This window comes from Phytohabitans maris (assembly GCF_031085175.1).
GTDB lineage: Bacteria > Actinomycetota > Actinomycetes > Mycobacteriales > Micromonosporaceae > Phytohabitans > Phytohabitans maris.
On the sequence record NZ_JAVHUY010000037.1, the window covers coordinates 43,766 to 60,204 of the forward strand.

Consider the following 16,439-nt stretch of genomic DNA (forward strand, 5'->3'; position numbering starts at 1 on the left):
AAGTAGGCGAAGCCCATGTGCCTGCGGGGCGGGCGTGCCGCACACCGGCTCCGACCCTTCGGCGGACGGGGTCACGGACGCTCGAACGAAAGGTACGACATGGAAATCGGCTCCATTACGGCCCTCATCACCGGGGGCGCCTCCGGTCTCGGGCTGGCCACCACCGAGCGACTCATCGCCGCTGGCGGGGCGGTCGTCATCCTGGACCTGCCACAGTCGGACGGCAAGGGCGTGGTGGACCGCCTCGGGCCGCTGGCCATGTTCGCCGCCGGTGACGTCACCGACCCCGAAGCCGTCGGGAGTGCCATCGCGACCGGCGCCGAGCACGGTGCCTCGATCGGCAAGCCGCTGCGCGTCGTGGTGAACTGCGCAGGCGTCGGCCCGCCGGCCAAGGTGGTCGGCCGCGACGGGCCGTTCCCCCTCGACATGTTCCGGCGGATCGTGGAGGTGAACCTCGTCGGCACGTTCAACGTCATTCGGCTGGCGGCCCAGCACCTGCTCGGGCTGCAGCTCGACGGGGAGGAGCGCGGCGTCATCGTCAACACCGCGTCGGTCGCCGCGTACGACGGCCAGATCGGCCAGGCGGCCTACTCCGCCTCGAAGGCGGGGATCGTGGGCATGGCCCTCCCCATAGCCCGGGAACTCGCCCGGAGCCAGATCAGGGTGAGCACGATCGCGCCGGGACTGTTCGCCACGCCACTGCTCGAAAGCCTGCCCGAGGCCGCGCAGGCCTCGCTCGCCCGGCAGGTGCCCCATCCCAGCCGGCTCGGCCGTCCGTCGGAGTACGCGGCGCTGGTCGAGCACATCATCGTCAATCCGATGATCAACGCGGAGACGATCCGGCTCGACGGCGGGATCCGAATGGGCGCCCGTTGACCGGCCCGATCGGCGTCGCGGCGCGGCCCGGAACCGGCGACCCGGCCACCCGCCGGCGCGACGAACCGGAGCCGGACGGTGCCCGCGATGTCTACGCCGAGGCGGTCGTGGCCTTCGAGGAGGTCGCGTTGCTGGCCACGAACGAGCGGGTGCCGCTCGACGACGTACTGCGCCGGGCCGGGCGACGCCTGTGTGAGCTGCTCGGTGTGAGCCGGTGCTCGGTGTACCTGCGCCGCGCGGACGGCCGGTTCCAGGGGCGGGTCGGCTACTGCGCCGGCCGGCGCGACATCGACGCCGGTGTGCGCCGGCTCGTCTCGGGCGGGGAGCATGACCTGTTCACGGCCGAGGTCGTCGGCTCCGCGTCGCCAGTGGTCGTGCAGGGGGCGATGACCGATCCGCGCACCATCCACCGGACGATGCGCCGCTGGGGCGTCCGCGACATGCTCGGCGTCCCGCTCGTCGTCGACGGCGAGGTCATCGGCATCATCTACATGGACAACGAGGCGCGGGAACACCTCTACACCACCCGCGACATCAGGCTCGCCCAGGCGTTCGCCGGTCTCGTCGCCATCGCGGTCCGCCAGGCCTGGGTGATCCAGCAGCTGGCCCACCACGCCCGGACCATCGAGCACCAGCGGACGATCCTGGGTGCCTCCCAGGCGCTGTACAGCCGGCTCACCCACGTGCTCCTCGACGGTGCCGAGATCGGCGAGATGCTGGGCCTGATCGCGGAGATGCTCGGCAAGCCGGTCGTCCTGTACGACCCGGCGCTGACCGTCGTCTCCTGGGCCGCCCCGCCCTCGCTCGCCCTCGCCGGCTGCCCCGGCCTGACCGCGGCCCAGCGTTGCCTGCCCCAGGTCCGCCGTGTCCTTGCCGATCTGGACGGGGGCAGTTCGAGCAGCGTGCTGCGGGCCGGTCCGGAGCTGGGCTGCCGGCGCCTGTTCGTCCGGATGGTCGTCGACGGCGCGTGCGCCGGGTACCTCGAGCTGTGCGAGCTCGGCGGCGGGTTCAGCCCGACCGACGCGAAGGCGCTCGAACAGGCGGCCATGGCGGTCGCGCTCAAACTGCTGGCAGAAGCCCGCCGCGCCGACGCACTGCGGTACGAGCGGGCGGACTACCTGTCGGACCTGCTCCACGGCCGCCGCGACCCGGCCCGGCTCGCCGACGAAGCGGCCGCCCTCGGTTTCGACGTCCAGAAGCGGCACCTTGTGCTGCGGCTGCGATACGCCGGCGCCGGGACCGGTGACGCCGCCTCAAGCAAGCGACGCGACGCCGTGGCCGACGCCGTGGGCCGCCACCTCGCCGCCGACACCCGCTGCGTCGCGCACACCGGCATCGTGGGCGAGGACCTGTTGCTCATCGAGGTCCCGGCCGCCGGTGAGGCATGGGAGGCCGGCTTCCGCGTGCGGCTCGCCACGGCGTTCGACGAGCTCGCGCGGGTGCATGGCGCCGTACACGCGGTCGCCTCCGAACCCTGCCGAGCGCTGGCCGACCTGCCGACGCAGGCGGAGCGGGCGCGCGAGCTCGCCGGCCTGCTCGGCTATGCCGGTGACGCCAGTCGGCTGGCCTTCGCACGCGACTTCGAGCTCGTCCGGCTGGTCAACCAGCGCGACGGCCTGGCCGGGGCACAGCGGCACGCCGAGAACCTGCTGGCCCCGCTCGTGGCGCACGACGCGGCGACCGGCAGCAGTCTGGTCGAGACGATCGCGGCCTACCTCGAGTGCCAGGCCCGCATCCGCTCCACGGCCGCGGCGCTCGACGTCCACGAGAACACGGTCCGGTACCGGCTCAACCGCATCCGCGAGCTGTCCGCGATCGACCCGGAGCGAGTGGACTCCCTGTTCGGCGCCTACCTGGCGGTCCAGGTGCTGCGCCTGTTCGGCGGACCCGCCGGGTTGTCGAGATCCCCAATCGCCGGCGGCGGGCCGACCGACTCCGACCGGTCCGAGTCGAAGGAGCATGACGTGATCTTCAACGAGCCAGAACAGAATCCGGGGAGCGCCGCATGACGACCGCCGTGCTCACCGAGATCCGCGGCCGGATTCTGTTCATCACGCTCAACCGGCCCGACGCCATGAACGCCATCGACAGCACGCTCGGCGAAGGGCTGCTCGCCGCCGGGCGGCTGCTGGACTCCCGCGACGACCTGACCGTCGGCGTGGTGAGCGGGGCCGGCCGCGGCTTCTGCGCGGGCATGGACCTCAAGGCGTTCACCCGTGAGGGCGACCCGCGCGGCATCGAGGAGTTCTTCCAGCAGGGAACGAAGAAGCCGCTGATCGCCGCCATCGAAGGATTCGCGGTGGCCGGCGGCCTGGAGATCGCCCTCACCTGCGACCTGCTGGTCGCCGCGCGCGGCGCGAAGCTGGGCATCCCCGAGGTGAAGGTCGGGCTGTTCGCCGGCGGCGGCGGGCTGCTGCGGCTGCCCCGCCGGCTGCCGTACGCGATGGCGATGGAGCTGGCACTCACCGGGGACCTGATTCCGGCCGAGCGCGCGTACGAGCACGGCCTCCTGGCGCGGCTGGCGGAGCCGGGCGGCGCGCTGGCCGAGGCGACCGCCCTGGCCGAGCGGATCGCGGCGAACGCACCGCTGGGCGTGCGCTGGTCCAAGCACCTGATCCGCCAGATGCAGGGCCGCACCGAGCTGGAGTTCTTCGAGCACCAGACGCCGCTGCTGCGTGCCGTGCTGGACTCCGCCGACGGCCGGGAAGGCGCGCTGGCCTTCGCCGAGAAGCGGACTCCGCAATGGACGGGTCGGTAGCGCCACCGCCGACATCCCCGCTCAGGACTGCAGGCTGCCGCCGTCGATATTGATCGCCTGGCCGGTGATCGACGCCGCCTGATCGCTGCACAGGAACGTGACCAGGGCGGCGACCTCCGCCGGCGTCACCATCCTGCCCAGCGGCTGCCCGCGCAGGAAGCGCCGCAGCGCCTCGTCCTCGCCGTAGCCGTTGGCCCTGGCCACGCTGCGCGCCTCGGCGCGGACCATTTCCGTGTCGGTCCAGCCGGGAACGACCACGTTGGCGGTGACCCCCTTGGTGGCCAGTTCCAGGGCGAGCACCCGGGTCAGGCCGAGCAGCGCGTGCTTGCTGGCAGCGTAGGCGCCGGCGAAGCGGCCGCCCATCCGGGAGTACAGCGACCCGATCGTGACGACGCGCCCCGACCCGGCGCCGACCATGGCGGGCACGCAGCCCTGCGCGAGCAGCAGCGCCGAGGTCACGTTCACCCGCATCACCGCGTCCCAGTCGTCGAGCGCGATGTCGGTCACCCGCGCCGGACGCGTGATCCCCGCGCAGTGCACGAGGATCTCTACCGGCCCGCCCAGGGCCTCGGCCGCACGCGCGGGCAGCGCCGCGACCGCGGACAGGTCGTCCATGTCGCACGGGACGCCTATCACGCCGCCGGCAGCGGTCGCCGCGACCGTGCGGGCGGAGCCGGCGACGGTGTGACCCGCCGCGGCGAGGGCCACCGCGACCGCCCGGCCGATGCCGCGGCTGGCGCCCGTGACGAGGGCGCGGCGGCCTGGTCCGGTGCTCATCGGCCCGCGAACTTCGGTGACCGTTTCGCGGTGAAGGCGGCGGTACCTTCGAGGAAGTCGGCGCTGCGCACCAGGCCGCCCTGCAGGCTCGCCTCGGTCTCCAGCGCATCGGCGAGACCGCCCAGCATGCTGCGGTTGATCGCTTCCTTGGTCGCCGCGAAAGCGCGGGTCGGACCGGTGGCCAGCCGCAATGCCAGGTCCTCCGCGGTGGCGCGCAGGTCGGCGTCCGGGATCACCCGGTCGGCCAGTCCCCAGCCGAGCGCCTCGCGCGCGGGCAGGCGCTCGGCCAGCAACGCGAGGACGAAGGCCCGGCCGAGGCCGACCCGCGCCGGCACGAGGAGGCTCGCCCCGCCGTCGGGCGTCAGCCCGATGTTGGCGAAGGCCAGCAGGAAGTACGTGGACTCGGCGGCCAGCACGAGATCGCAGGCCAGCGCCAGTGAGCAGCCGAGGCCGGCGGCCGCCCCGTTGACGGCGGCGATCACCGGCTTGGCCATCCGGCGCAGCGCCAGGATCGTCGGCGTGGTGATCTCCCGCAGCTCCGTCTCGACGACGTCGCGGGCCGACTCGTCGCCGAACTGCGTCTTGACGTCAGCACCGGCACTGAACGCACGGCCGGCGCCGGTGATCAGCACGCTGCGCACCGAGGCGTCGTCGCCGAGCCGCTGCAGCAGGTCCCGGAAGGCCTTCGCGGTCGGCGTGTCGAAGGCGTTCAGGGAGCCGGGCCGGCGCAACTCGATCCGTACGGCGCCGCCGGCCCGTGCCACCCCGAGGGAGGGCACGTATTCCTCGTCGATCCAGACCGTCATGTCCGCACCATAGGCGCGCGCGGTGCCGGCGCGGGCCCGGTCCGGCGGCGGGCCTGGAGAAACCTCCAACCATGATCACCGCGATCATGGCCGCCGACGGCCATGGCTGCTCTACTCGATGGTGACGGCCCCGGATGACCCGGCATCGAGGATGGAGCCGATGGAGTTCGACACGAGCGCGACGGCTCACCTGGCCGCGTGGTTCGCCGGCAACGGCATCGCACTGGACGGCCCGCCGCGGTTGACGCTCATCGCCGGTGGCCGGTCCAACCTCACGTACCGCGTCGCGGACGGCACCGGCGACCGCTATGTGCTGCGCCGGCCGCCGACCGGTGGGGTGCTGCAGAGCGCCCACGACGTCGGCCGGGAGTACCGCATCATCACCGGCCTCGCGACGACGGACGTCCCGGTGCCCGTCGCGCACGGCCTGTGCACCGACGAGACGGTGCTGGGCGCGCCGTTCTATGTGATGAGCCTGGTGCCGGGCACGGTCCTCGCCGGCGACGAGGACGGCGCCGGCTATCCGCTGCGCGCCCGCCGAGGGGCCTCGGCCGACCTGGTGCGGGTGCTCACCGCCATCCAGCGCGTCGACGTCGACGCCGTGGGCCTGGGCGACCTCGGCCGGCGCGACAGCTACGGCGCGCGCCAGCTGCGCCGCTGGCTGCGGCAGTTCCACCTGACGACCCGCCGCCGGCTCCCGCTCGTCGAGGAGTTGCACGACCAGCTTGAGCGGACCATCCCGCCGCAGCGGTTCACCGGTCTGGTCCATGGCGACTTCCGCCCCGGCAACGTGTTGCTCAGCCCGGACGGCCACATCAACGCGGTCCTCGACTGGGAGTTGGCCACCCTCGGCGACACCCTGGCCGACCTCGGCTGGCTCGTCGCCACCTGGCGGCAGCCGGGCGAGGCGGAGTTGTTGGAGTCGCCCACGGCGCATCCGGGGTTCGCGTCGCGCGAGGAGTTGGTGGCGGCGTATCAGGCCGGTACCGGTCGGGACGTCTCCGATCTGCCGTGGTACCAGGCGTTTGCGCTGTGGCGGCTCGCCTGCATCTTCGAGGGCATCTTCGTCCGGTACAGCACAGGCGTCATGGGCGACGACGGCGTGGACCCAGCGGCCGAGGGCGAGCGTGTGGTGCGCCTCGCGGAAGCGGCACGCGAAGCCTTCGCCCGACTGGGCTGAGCCCGCGGGTGGACCCTAGCGCCGGTGGTACACCGGGGCGCGCTTCTCCAGGAAGGCCCGCGCTGCTTCCGTCTGATCCTCCGTCATCGCGGCGACCATCTGTTGCCGGTTCTCGAACTCGACCGCGGCGCGGAAGCCCGGTGTCTCCACGGCGATCCACATGCCCACCTTGGTCAGCTCGACCGAGGCCGGCGGGTTGCGCATGATCTCCGTCGCGGTCTGCCGGGCCGACGCGAGCAGCTGATCCGGAGAAACGACCCGGGCCAGCAGTCCGCCCGACAGCGCCTCGGCCGCGTCGAACCGGCGCCCGGTGAGCATGAGCTCGTGCGCGCGGCCGGCGCCCATCAACCGGGGCAGCAGCCAGGAGACGCCGATGTCGCAGGCGGAGTAGCCGGCGCGGATGAAGGAGACCGCGAACACCGCGCCGTCCGCGGCGATCCGCACGTCGCTGGCGCAGACCAGGGCGAGGCCGCCCCCAGCCGCCGCGCCGTTGACCGCGGCGATCACCGGCTGCGGCAGCTCGTGCAGACGGTGAGCGAGGTCGGCGATCTCCCGCTGACGCTCGAACAGCCGCAGCATCTGCCCTTCGATATCCGCACCGTAGCCGCTGAGATCGAGGCCCGCGCAGAAGGCCCGGCCGCTGCCGGTCAGGATGACGACCCGGCAGCGCCGGTCGCGGCGGATGTCGTCGAGCGCCGCGGTGAGCCCGGCGACGAGCGGCTCGTTCAATGCGTTCAGCGACTGCGGGCGGTTGAGGGTGACGGTGGTGATGCCGTCATCACCGGCCTCGATCAGAACTTCGGGCTGCACCGCATTCCCCTTTCCAACTTAGCGAGCGTTCACTAATCTAGCAGTCGTGACCACTGGGGCGCTGAACAGACTGCGGGTGCTGGAGCTGGCGGGGATCGGTCCCACCCCGCACGCGGCGATGCTGCTCGGCGACATGGGCGCGTCGGTGCTGCGGGTCGAGCGGCCCGGGGCGCCGGCCGAGCAACTCCCGAGCCACGTCCTGCGAAACCGGACCATCGTCGAGGCCGACCTCAAGCGCGACCTGGACCGCGTGCTCGACCTCGTGGAGTGTGCCGACGTGCTGATCGAGGGCTTCCGTCCCGGCGTCGCCGAGCGGCTCGGGATCGGGCCGGAGGAGTGCCTGCGCCGCAATGCCCGCCTGGTGTACGGGCGGATGACCGGATGGGGACAGCAGGGCCAACGCGCCACCACCGCCGGTCATGATCTGAACTACATCTCGGTCACCGGCGCGCTCGACGCGATCGGCCCGCCCGACACGCCGGTGCCGCCCCTGAACCTCGTAGGTGACTTCGGCGGCGGCTCGCTCTTCCTCGTGGTGGGTGTCCTCGCGGCGCTCGTCGAGCGCGAGCACTCGGGCCTGGGCCAGGTCGTCGACGCGGCCATGGTCGACGGCGTGAGCGTGCTCGCCCAGCACATCCTCGAGATGCGGGCGCAGGGCAGGTGGTCCCCGGAGCGGGCCGCCAACCTGCTCGACGGTGGTGCACCGTTCTACCGGACCTATGAGTGTGCCGACGGCCGTTTCGTGGCCGTCGCCGCGCTCGAGCCGAAGTTCTACACGCTGCTGCTGCACAGGCTCGGGCTTGCCCGGTCGGCGCTGCAGGAGCAGTACGACCGGGCTGGCTGGCCCGTCCTGGCCGAACGGTTCGCGAGCGTCTTCCGCACGCGCACCCGCGACGAGTGGGCCGGAATCTTCGCGGGCACGGACGCCTGCGTGACCCCGGTGCTGACGTTCGACGAGGCCGTGCACGAGCCGCATCTGGCCGCGCGCGGAGCACTGCGGCTCGTGGACGGGCATGTTGTCGCCGGGCACGCGCCGCGCTTCGGACGATCCGTTGCGGGCGTCCCGTCCACCGGCGCGGTCCACACCGATCTGGCCACCGCGTTGGTGGATTGGCGGTCCTCGCCGTGACGGCCGAGACCCAAGGTCGATCACGCTGATCGAGTTGCCCCGCACCACCGGAGGTATGTTTCCCGGCCACCTGCCCGGTGCTCTCCTGTCGCTGGCCGACCGGCTCGACGCGCTGGTGGGATTGGCTGATGGATCGCGAGCTACCGCCCTGATGGATGCCGCCGCTCCACGTACCGCCTGGATGCGGTCAGGCCGGGGCCGCGCTGGGCTCAACGGTTTCGGCCCGGCCGGCCGGTGCGGATGAGGCTGGATGCTGGCGCTTGGAAACCGGATGAACCGGGTGTGTGGGCGTTTGGGCCGTGATCAGGCTGCCCGGAGGTGGCGCCGTTGACCGCCGGGTAGCTGGTTGGCGTGCCAGCGTTGTTGGAGGGCATCGGTGATGCGTTGCTGCATGGCTGGGGTGACGTGGCTGTAGATGCCGCGCACGCCGGTGAGGCGGTGGCCGAGGCGCTTGGCTTGGGCGACCTCGGGGATGTCGTCCTCGATCATCCAGGTCTTGTGGGTGTGCCGTAGGTCGTGGAAGTGCATGCCGGCGACGATCGGTCCGGTGCGTCGGCGGGGGTCGCCGTTCACCGCCGGCCCCCAGACGCGGCGGGACATGCTGGACCGGCGGTGGAACCCGCCCCGGGACCCGCAGAAGACGGTGTCGTGGTCGTGGCTGTCGAGTACCTCCTGTATGAGGGCGATGAGGAACGCCGGTAGGTGCACGTCCCGGGCCGACCCGGTGGTCTTGGGCGGGCCGAGGTAGAGACGTCCACCTACCTCGTGCAGCGCGCCGGTGTCCGGGTCGACGCGTAGCAGCCCGTCATCGAGGTGCGCGTTGACACGCGATAGGCCGACCAGTTCGCCCCACCGCATCCCGGTGTAGGCGGCGGTGATCACGAGGATCTGGTCCTGACGGCGGGTGATCCGGGCGGCGATCTGGTTGACCTGGATCGCGGTGGCGTCGGGTCGTTCGGGGGGTTGGCGGGTAACGCCCCTGACTCCGTAGCAGGGGTTGATCGGGATCCGCCGGTCCGCGACGGCTTCGCGCATGAGGAGGCTGAACAGGGACATGACGCTGGCCGCGCTGCTGTCCGCCAAATGGCGCTTGAGGTGCTTGACGAACGCCTTGACCGCTTGGCGGTCGATCTTGGACAGCTGGTTGTCGCCGAAGCGGGGGAGGATGTGGTTGCGCAGGTGGCTGTGGTATGCGGCCCACTTCGCCTCCCCGGCCAGGTGTCCCGGCTGCCAGATCTGCACCCACTCGGCCACCGTGATGCGGCCGCGGGCGGGGTCGAGGTAGGTGTCCTGGGCTTGGTCGATCTCGACCTGCTTGCAGCGAAGCTCGGCCGCCTTACGTGTCGGGTGGGACGAGTCGGTGCCGACCGTGCCGTCGGGCAGCCGGAGCCGGACCCGGAACCGGTCGCCACGTCGTTCTATCCATGCCATGGGCTGCTCCCATCGGAGGGGTGGTCATCGCGATGTGCATGGACGCTTCGTTGTGGCGACCGTGGCAAGTCGCGGCCGCCCTCCCTTGATGCCGGATTGCGGCGGCGTCGCCGGCCGGTAGCGGCGCGGGCGGACGCGGCGACGATCGCGGCCAGGTCCGCTTCGGAGAAGCGCAGGTGCTTGCCCAGCAGGGTGCGCGGCACCTGGCCGGCGGCCGCCTTCTTGCGCAGCCAGGACTCGCGGACGCGCAGGCGGCGGGCGGCCTCGGCAGGCGTGTAGAGCAGGACATCACCGTCATCGGCCGGCACTGCGTCGGGTCGACGCACGGGGTGGTCCTGCGAGTTGGGGTTGGTGGATCGGTTCGAGTGGTATGGCGTAGCCATCAGTGAGCTCCAAGATCGGTTCGTTGGTCGAGAGAGCCGGCGGCGCCGGCAAGAAACGGCGACGGCCGGCACCCTGCGGGCACCGGCCGATGGAATGGGCCTATGAACTTGTTGATCTTTGAACGTGGCCGCTCGGGCGTCGCGGGCGCCGACCACAGCGCGGGCGGGACCGGCGTCCGGGGTCACATCGGCGCAGATTCGCGATCACCTACAGCCGTTCTGAGCTGCGGCCGCAGACCGACAGACTTTTACTTCGTAGGTGTGCCGCTATACCATCGAAGATCATCGAGTAAAATGGGTGCTTGACCTGCGGCTTTTGATGGTCGCTTCGCGACGCCGCGTCCCATGTGGACTGGGGCGGCTCGTAGGTGCCTCGTCTGTTCGGGATACGGCGTGGCGTGCTGGGTCTGTGGGTCTCGGGTTGGGCCGAATGAGTGACGATGCATCTAGGGCGACGAGATGATTCTGGGAATGCGGTCGATGCAGCCGTTGCCGTGGTCGCCCCGGCTGTCGACCTGAGCGGCCAGGCCGGGCGGAGTGTCGGTCCGGATCAACTTGCTGGCGAAGGTGCCGGACGACCCGGTGGGCCGCCCGGCACGATCCGCTCACGTCATCGCGTACGTCGGCGCGGCGCTGTCGAAGTCCAGTTTCGGGGCCTCGTCGGGGTATGCGGTGACGTCCCACCGCAGGCGCGCTTCGACGGTGAAGCTCACCCAGGACATGTGGTCGTTCCAGTCGAACTCGAGGACCTCGAACCCGTCGTCGTCCTCGGCGGCGTAGACGTCGCTCTTGTACATGTGACCGTCGACCTCGGCCACGACCTCGACCGTGCCGATCACGGTCCCGGCGTCATCGGTCTCCTTCGGGTCCCAGTTCAGGGTGTCGAGGTCGGGGTACACGGCGGTGACGGACAATCTGTTTGTGAATCACGGCATGACGACCTACGCCGAGTTCGTCGCGGCGATCGCGCGGTTCGACCCGGTTCCGCTGCTCGGTCTCCTCGCCGGAGCCTCGGCGCGCCAGGAGGTTGAGGGGATATCTGGCGCCACCTCGCCGTGGTCGATCCCGTCGATCGCGCGGGAGAGCCTCGCGCACGGTGCCGACGGCGGCGTTGTCCCCACCGAGGCAGACCTGATCGAGCTCGGACGCATCCACCACAACCTGCACGATCCTTACGTCTCAGAATGGCAGGACGGCGACGGCTTCGACGGCTTGCTCGTCCGCGCCGTGTATGAGCAGATTCCGTTCAGGCACGCTGTCGAGCGCGAACACGCGCGCTCGATCGCCTTGTACGACCGCGACTATGAGGCCTTGCCCCGATCCTGCGCGGTGCTCAGCCAGGCGTCGTGGGAGCGGGGCCTCGGCCGGCCGATCGGAGTCGTTCTTCGGTCCGCTGCCGTCATCCGCATGATCGCGGCCAGAAACAGCGGCTGGTTCGACCCGAGTTGGCTACGCCGCGCTGTGCACGCCGGCACGCTCGAGGACGCCGCGGTGACCTCCGACGACGTCAAGTTCGTCTTCAACGAGTTCTTCGTCGCCGACTACGCCGACCACCGCCGCTGGGCGGCGGAGAAGCGCCACGAGGACGCGCGTCTACGTCGGCTGGACTTCAATCCGCTCGTCACGCATCCTTTCGTCCGCATGCCCGACGGCCACTGCATCGCGCCCAGCATGCACCTCGTCGCCAAGCGACTGGGACCGGCGTCGCTGTACGCCATCGGAAACGAGTTGTGGCCCCGGCCGGACAAGGCCACCAAGGGCGCGACACCTTTCAGTGGCGACGCCGGCGTGGTTCTGGAGGCGTACGTCGGCGAGTTGCTCGCCCGCCTCAATCCCACGCTCCTCATTCCCGAGCGCTCCTACCCGACTAGGGACGGGGAGCGGATGACGGCCGACTTCACCCTCGGGCCAGCCAGACATCACCGTCGTCTTCGAGGTCAAGTCCGCACGGGTGAACCTTCAGAACCGCCTCGGCTTCGCCGCCTATCTCAGGGACGCGTATGACGACGTGGGCCACGCCGTCAAGCAGGTCAACAGGACCGCCGGGATGATCTCCCGCGAGGACAAGATCTTCCCCGAGCGCTTTTCGCGGAACATCAGGGGCATCATCGTTGTCGCCGAGCCCCACTACATGATCAACAGCAAGCAGTACCGTCAGCTGACACTCGACGATCCCTTGTCCCAGACGATGACCACCCTGCGGCTGCCCGAAGCCGACTACCCCACCACGGTCGTGTCCCTGGAGGAGCTGGAGGAGATCGTCGAGCTGGTCTTCAAGACCGGCACGTTCGAGCTGCTCGACGTCCTCACCACGCCGGGGCAGAACGGCACCGAGGTCGGCGCAATCCTCGCCCGCTACCGAGCACAGAACGTCATTTAGCCCGCGGACGCTTCGGCGAAACAGTTCCACGCCCGGCGCGCCGAGGCACCGGCCCGGCGCTGCGGTGAAGCGGGCCTATGTCAGCCGCAGGATTGGCCCTTGACCAGGTCCTTGGCCTGGTCAAGGTGTCGTACATGCCTTGTAGCGTCTTGGTTGGACGTACTGCGGAGCCCCCCGGTGACGCTGAACGTCTCTCGGGGTCCTTCGGGCACTTGGTTGAGGTTGGCGTCGAATGATGGGAGTTGAGCAGTGGTGGCCGGTGTTCCCACTCCTCCACGGCGGGTGCCGCCGAACTTGGTGGCGAACTTCCTGCCGGTTCGGTTCCGTGGCCGTGATGCCTTCTACGCCGGAGTGGTGCCGTTTGAGTCCGGTGACCAGCTCGACGCCCTCCGTGCAGAGCTGCGGGGCTCGTACGTCGTTGCTCGCGAGGGCCACCGCGTAGTGTGCGCGCCGTTGACGGACGGCACCAACGAGATCGGCGAGCAGGAAGAGTTCGTGCTCCGCGAGCACAAGGGCTTGGCGATGCGGCTCCTGCGGGAGGCGCTGATCCGCGAGGTGATCGCGATGCGTTACCAGCTGCGCTCCGTTCGCCCACCCGACGTTCGTGTCCCGGTACTCCCAGCAGGACCTTCTCGCCCAGGCCGCGGGTGACATGCGGGGCGCGCTAGGTGGGCTGCACGTTTTTCCTCAGTTCTACCTGGACACTCGGGTCAGCGGCCCGAGCTCGAAGCCGGGCGTGATCGTCGGGGTGAAGACCCGGTACGAGATCGACCTGACCGTGGCCGAGCTACTTGAGCGGGGCCTTGAGATGCAGGGCCGGTACGTGCTGGCCAAGACCGGTGAGGTGCCGTTCAACCCGGACCTCGACGAGCACGCGTACCGGCGGCTTGTTGGTGCGGTCGATTCGGTACGCGGCGGCCGGCTGCACCTGCGTGACGCCCCGAAAGTCCAGGAGGTAGAGGCCGGCGAGGCGTGGCTCGAAGGCCGCCTCGACACGTTCAAGGACGTGGTCAAGGCCCTCACCGGCGGCCGGCACGAGGCCCTGTTGGACCGGCTGGAGGAGGCCGCGTTCGGCCTGACCGGCGCCGAAGGCCGCCTGGCCCGGACCACCGCGCTGGCGAACCGCCTCGCCGAAGGCGGCCCGCTACGGATCGCCGATGGAGTCGAGGTCGAGATCGGGCTCCCGATCGGCAGCACGTCGGCCAGCTCCCGCGCCCCGCGGGCGCAGTCGACGAAGTTCGACGAGCCGACGTTCGTCTTCGACCAGGGCGGCGACAAGACCAACCGGTCTGCGGAGAAGGGGCTGGCGGAGTACGGCCCGTTCGACTCGCAGTTCTTCACGCCTCGCCGGCCCCGGATCGTGGTGCTGACGCCGCGCGCGTTCCAGGGCGGTGTCGAGGTCTTCATGCACGCGTTCCGGCAGGGCGTACCTGACGGCAGGGTGTTCACCCAGGGCTTCGCGCGTAAGTACCGGCTCTCCGACTGCGACGTGGTTATCGAGGCGTTCGAGGCGACCGGCCCGTGCGACGTCGCCGCGTACCGCGAGGCGTGTCTGGCCGCCGCGCAACGTGCTCCCAAACCGGACCTCGCGGTGGTGATCACCAGTGAGGCTCAGGAGCACCTGCAGGGTGACCAAAGCCCGTATTTGGTGGCCAAGTCGACCTTGATGGGCCAGGGCGTCCCGGTGCAGGAGATGCAGATCGAGACGATCCGCCGCGGGGACATCGCCTACCCGCTGGACAGCATGGCCTTGCAGTGCTACGCCAAGCTCGGCGGCATCCCGTTCGTGATCGCCGCGACGCGCACGATCGCGCACGAGCTCGTGATCGGCATTGGCAGCGCGCACATCAAACCGAGCCGGTTCGGGCCGCCGGAGCGGGTCGTGGGCATCACCACGGTCTTCTCCGCTGATGGCAACTACATCTTGTCAAACACCTCGCGGGAGGCCGACTACGACCAGTACCCGCAGGAGCTGCTGCGCGCGCTGCGGGTGTGCATCGAGGAGGTGAAGCAGCGCAACGGCTGGCAGCCCGACGACGCGATCCGGCTGATCTTCCACGTTTTCAAGGCGCTCAAGGACGCCGAGGCCGAAGCCGTCAAGTCCTTGGTGACCGAGATGCTCGCCGAGTTCCGGGCAGTCGAGTTCGCCTTCGTCCACGTCGGCGACGAGCACGACTGGTGCCTGTTCGACACCACCGCCGACGGTGTCGGCAGCGCCAGGATGCCGTCCGGGAACCGCCAGCCCAAGGGCCGCTACGTGCCACGCCGCGGACACGCCGTGCTGATCAGCGACACCGAGGTCCTGCTGACCGTCTCCGGCCCATATGACATCAAACGCCCGACGCACGGGCTGCCCCGTCCGCTGCTGCTCAAGCTCCACCGCGCATCGACGTTCACCGACATCGAGTACCTGGCCGGCCAAGCGTTCCGGTTCACCGCGATGTCATGGCGCCGGTTCTACCCCTCCAGCAAACCGATCACGATCATGTATTCCGATCTGATCGCGTCCCTGCTCGGCCGCCTGCGGCATGTACGGAACTGGAACGCGGACATCCTGCGCACCGCCTTCCCCACCAGCCGGTGGTTCCTGTGAACAGCCCGACGCCTGAAGCCTCCGAGATCGTTGCTCAGCAGCTCGGCAGTCAGCTGGTCGTTTTGGAGCGGAGTCTCGCCTCCGCGAACCGGCCGGGCAACCTCGATGGGCTCTTCGCCCATCACCTGCTCCAGGGCATCGACGTGTCTTTCACCTGGGATGTCAACCCGCTCAACGGGCCGTGGCTCGACCAGCATGCCGACCGGCTCGGCGACGCCCCGGTGCTCGCCGCCCTCGGATACGCGCGGACGCACTCCACACGACACGGCAACGACGTCGCCCAGACCACGCTCGTCAACGGCCTGCGGAACCTGATGCGGCGGGACCCGCTCCCGGCCGACGGCGTCACCTTCATGCATGACCCCCGTCAACTGCTTGGGATCGCGCTCGCCGCCGCAGCCGTTGAGGCGGAGCTTCCTCAGGTGCGTGAGTGGCTACTTGAGGCGCTGGCAGACAGCCGATTCCGCGCAGACGGCGCACACCTGGAGCTGCTCCGCCGGCATGTGCGGGCGATGCTCACCGACCAGGCGTCGATACTGCCCGACCCGGCCAGCTCAGGTGACCTGGTTGACCTCGCGTTGACTCACTTGATGGTCACGGCTGGCACGGCGCGTTTCGTCGATCCGGACACCGACCTGCCTAGGGTCCAACGCCGAATCCTGACCGGCCTGCTGCGCACCGATGCGGGCGAGTTGTCGGTCGGCGAAGCGGCCCTGCTCCGTTCCGCGGCCGGGCGGATCATCGACAGCACGATGCTCAGTCGCAACCACGTCGGCGTCGTCCTGCGTCGCTTCCCCGCCGCGATGAAGCGGTGGCGGTGGGACGACCCAGCCGACATGAAGCACCCGATCCGCTGGGAGGTCAGCTCTGAGCGGGAGGTGCAGGACATCGTCTGGATCTTGCTCCGCGCCGTGTTCGACGACCTCGTCGACGAGGAGCCGCTGCCACAGCTCGGGCACAGCTCCTACCGCTCGGACTTCGGGCTGCCCCATCTCGGCGTCCTCGTCGAGATCAAGTACGTCCGATCCGCGGGCGAGTTCAAGCATATCGAGAAGCAGGTCTTCGAAGACTCCGTCGCGTACCTGCGTGACCGCACCACCTACAAGAAGATCATCGTGTTCATCTACGACGCCTCGTCCTCGGTGCAGGAGCACGACGTCACCACCTCCGCCCTCCTGGCGCTGGAAGATGTGATCGACGTCGTGATCGTGTCCCGTCCCAGCCAACTTCCCCCGCCTGGCGCCGATCTCGGTGGGACATCGCCAGCGGCGCGAAGATCCCGCACCAAGAAGGCCGCCTGACCACCACGCGCCAGT

Annotated in this window: 16 protein-coding genes; 10 read left to right on the forward strand and 6 right to left on the reverse strand. The window is 70.1% G+C overall.

Annotated features, from left to right (window positions below):
• Positions 1–99 precede the first annotated feature (99 nt).
• From RB614_RS31555 to RB614_RS31565, 3 genes are read left to right on the forward strand one after another with little or no spacing between them, the layout of a single operon-like run.
• Positions 100–876, forward strand: a complete 777-nt coding sequence (locus RB614_RS31555; RefSeq protein WP_308716330.1) for an SDR family NAD(P)-dependent oxidoreductase — start codon at positions 100–102, stop codon at positions 874–876.
• A complete protein-coding gene (locus tag RB614_RS31560) occupies positions 873–2,885 on the forward strand; it encodes a GAF domain-containing protein (RefSeq protein ID WP_308716331.1) in 2,013 nt (670 codons plus the stop codon). The genes RB614_RS31555 and RB614_RS31560 overlap by 4 nt, the downstream gene beginning before the upstream one ends.
• Positions 2,882–3,634 (forward strand): crotonase/enoyl-CoA hydratase family protein, encoded by a 753-nt coding sequence (locus RB614_RS31565; RefSeq protein ID WP_308716332.1) that lies wholly within the window; start codon positions 2,882–2,884, stop codon positions 3,632–3,634. The genes RB614_RS31560 and RB614_RS31565 overlap by 4 nt, the downstream gene beginning before the upstream one ends.
• A gap of 21 nt (positions 3,635–3,655) precedes the next feature.
• On the opposite strand, the gene RB614_RS31570 is transcribed toward RB614_RS31565, so the two are convergent.
• Both RB614_RS31570 and RB614_RS31575 read right to left on the reverse strand, forming a co-directional pair.
• Positions 3,656–4,411, reverse strand: a complete 756-nt coding sequence (locus tag RB614_RS31570) for an SDR family NAD(P)-dependent oxidoreductase (RefSeq protein ID WP_308716333.1) — start codon at positions 4,409–4,411, stop codon at positions 3,656–3,658.
• A complete protein-coding gene (locus RB614_RS31575; protein WP_308716334.1) occupies positions 4,408–5,217 on the reverse strand; it encodes an enoyl-CoA hydratase/isomerase family protein in 810 nt (269 codons plus the stop codon). Before RB614_RS31575 ends, RB614_RS31570 begins: the two co-directional genes overlap by 4 nt.
• 160 nt (positions 5,218–5,377) lie before the next feature.
• Between RB614_RS31575 and RB614_RS31580 the strand changes: the two genes are divergently transcribed.
• A complete protein-coding gene (locus RB614_RS31580; RefSeq protein ID WP_308716335.1) occupies positions 5,378–6,397 on the forward strand; it encodes a phosphotransferase family protein in 1,020 nt (339 codons plus the stop codon).
• 15 nt (positions 6,398–6,412) lie between these two features.
• Here RB614_RS31580 and RB614_RS31585 read toward each other — a convergent pair whose 3' ends face one another.
• Complete coding sequence (locus tag RB614_RS31585; RefSeq protein WP_308716336.1) at positions 6,413–7,207, reverse strand: enoyl-CoA hydratase/isomerase family protein; 795 nt, start codon at positions 7,205–7,207, stop codon at positions 6,413–6,415.
• Positions 7,208–7,253: 46 nt separating this feature from the next.
• On the opposite strand from RB614_RS31585, the gene RB614_RS31590 reads away from it, so the two are divergent.
• Positions 7,254–8,336 (forward strand): CaiB/BaiF CoA transferase family protein, encoded by a 1,083-nt coding sequence (locus tag RB614_RS31590; protein ID WP_308716337.1) that lies wholly within the window; start codon positions 7,254–7,256, stop codon positions 8,334–8,336.
• A 303-nt stretch (positions 8,337–8,639) separates the two neighbouring features.
• On the opposite strand, the gene RB614_RS31595 is transcribed toward RB614_RS31590, so the two are convergent.
• The 3 genes from RB614_RS31595 to RB614_RS31605 form a co-directional block, all read right to left on the reverse strand.
• Complete coding sequence (locus RB614_RS31595; RefSeq protein WP_308716338.1) at positions 8,640–9,767, reverse strand: tyrosine-type recombinase/integrase; 1,128 nt, start codon at positions 9,765–9,767, stop codon at positions 8,640–8,642.
• Positions 9,755–10,093, reverse strand: coding sequence for a helix-turn-helix domain-containing protein (locus RB614_RS31600; protein WP_308716339.1), 339 nt, complete (start codon positions 10,091–10,093; stop codon positions 9,755–9,757). Before RB614_RS31600 ends, RB614_RS31595 begins: the two co-directional genes overlap by 13 nt.
• Before the next feature lie 662 nt (positions 10,094–10,755).
• Positions 10,756–11,064 carry a hypothetical protein gene (locus tag RB614_RS31605; protein WP_308716340.1) on the reverse strand — a complete coding sequence of 103 codons (309 nt, stop codon included), beginning with the start codon at positions 11,062–11,064 and terminating at the stop codon, positions 10,756–10,758.
• Here RB614_RS31605 and RB614_RS31610 point away from each other — a divergent pair.
• The 5 genes from RB614_RS31610 (at position 11,054) to RB614_RS31630 (ending at position 16,424) form a co-directional block, all read left to right on the forward strand.
• Positions 11,054–12,154, forward strand: coding sequence for a hypothetical protein (locus RB614_RS31610; RefSeq protein WP_308716341.1), 1,101 nt, complete (start codon positions 11,054–11,056; stop codon positions 12,152–12,154). The genes RB614_RS31605 and RB614_RS31610 overlap by 11 nt on opposite strands.
• Positions 12,102–12,530 carry a hypothetical protein gene (locus tag RB614_RS31615; RefSeq protein ID WP_308716342.1) on the forward strand — a complete coding sequence of 143 codons (429 nt, stop codon included), beginning with the start codon at positions 12,102–12,104 and terminating at the stop codon, positions 12,528–12,530. Before RB614_RS31610 ends, RB614_RS31615 begins: the two co-directional genes overlap by 53 nt.
• Positions 12,531–12,827: 297 nt before the next feature.
• Entirely contained in the window at positions 12,828–13,181 is a 354-nt protein-coding gene (locus RB614_RS31620; protein WP_308716343.1) for a hypothetical protein, read from the forward strand.
• An 85-nt stretch (positions 13,182–13,266) separates the two neighbouring features.
• Positions 13,267–15,123: an argonaute/piwi family protein gene (locus RB614_RS31625; RefSeq protein WP_308716344.1), complete on the forward strand. Its 1,857-nt coding sequence runs from the start codon at positions 13,267–13,269 to the stop codon at positions 15,121–15,123.
• Positions 15,120–16,424: a PD-(D/E)XK nuclease domain-containing protein gene (locus RB614_RS31630; RefSeq protein WP_308716345.1), complete on the forward strand. Its 1,305-nt coding sequence runs from the start codon at positions 15,120–15,122 to the stop codon at positions 16,422–16,424. The genes RB614_RS31625 and RB614_RS31630 overlap by 4 nt, the downstream gene beginning before the upstream one ends.
• Positions 16,425–16,439 lie beyond the last annotated feature (15 nt).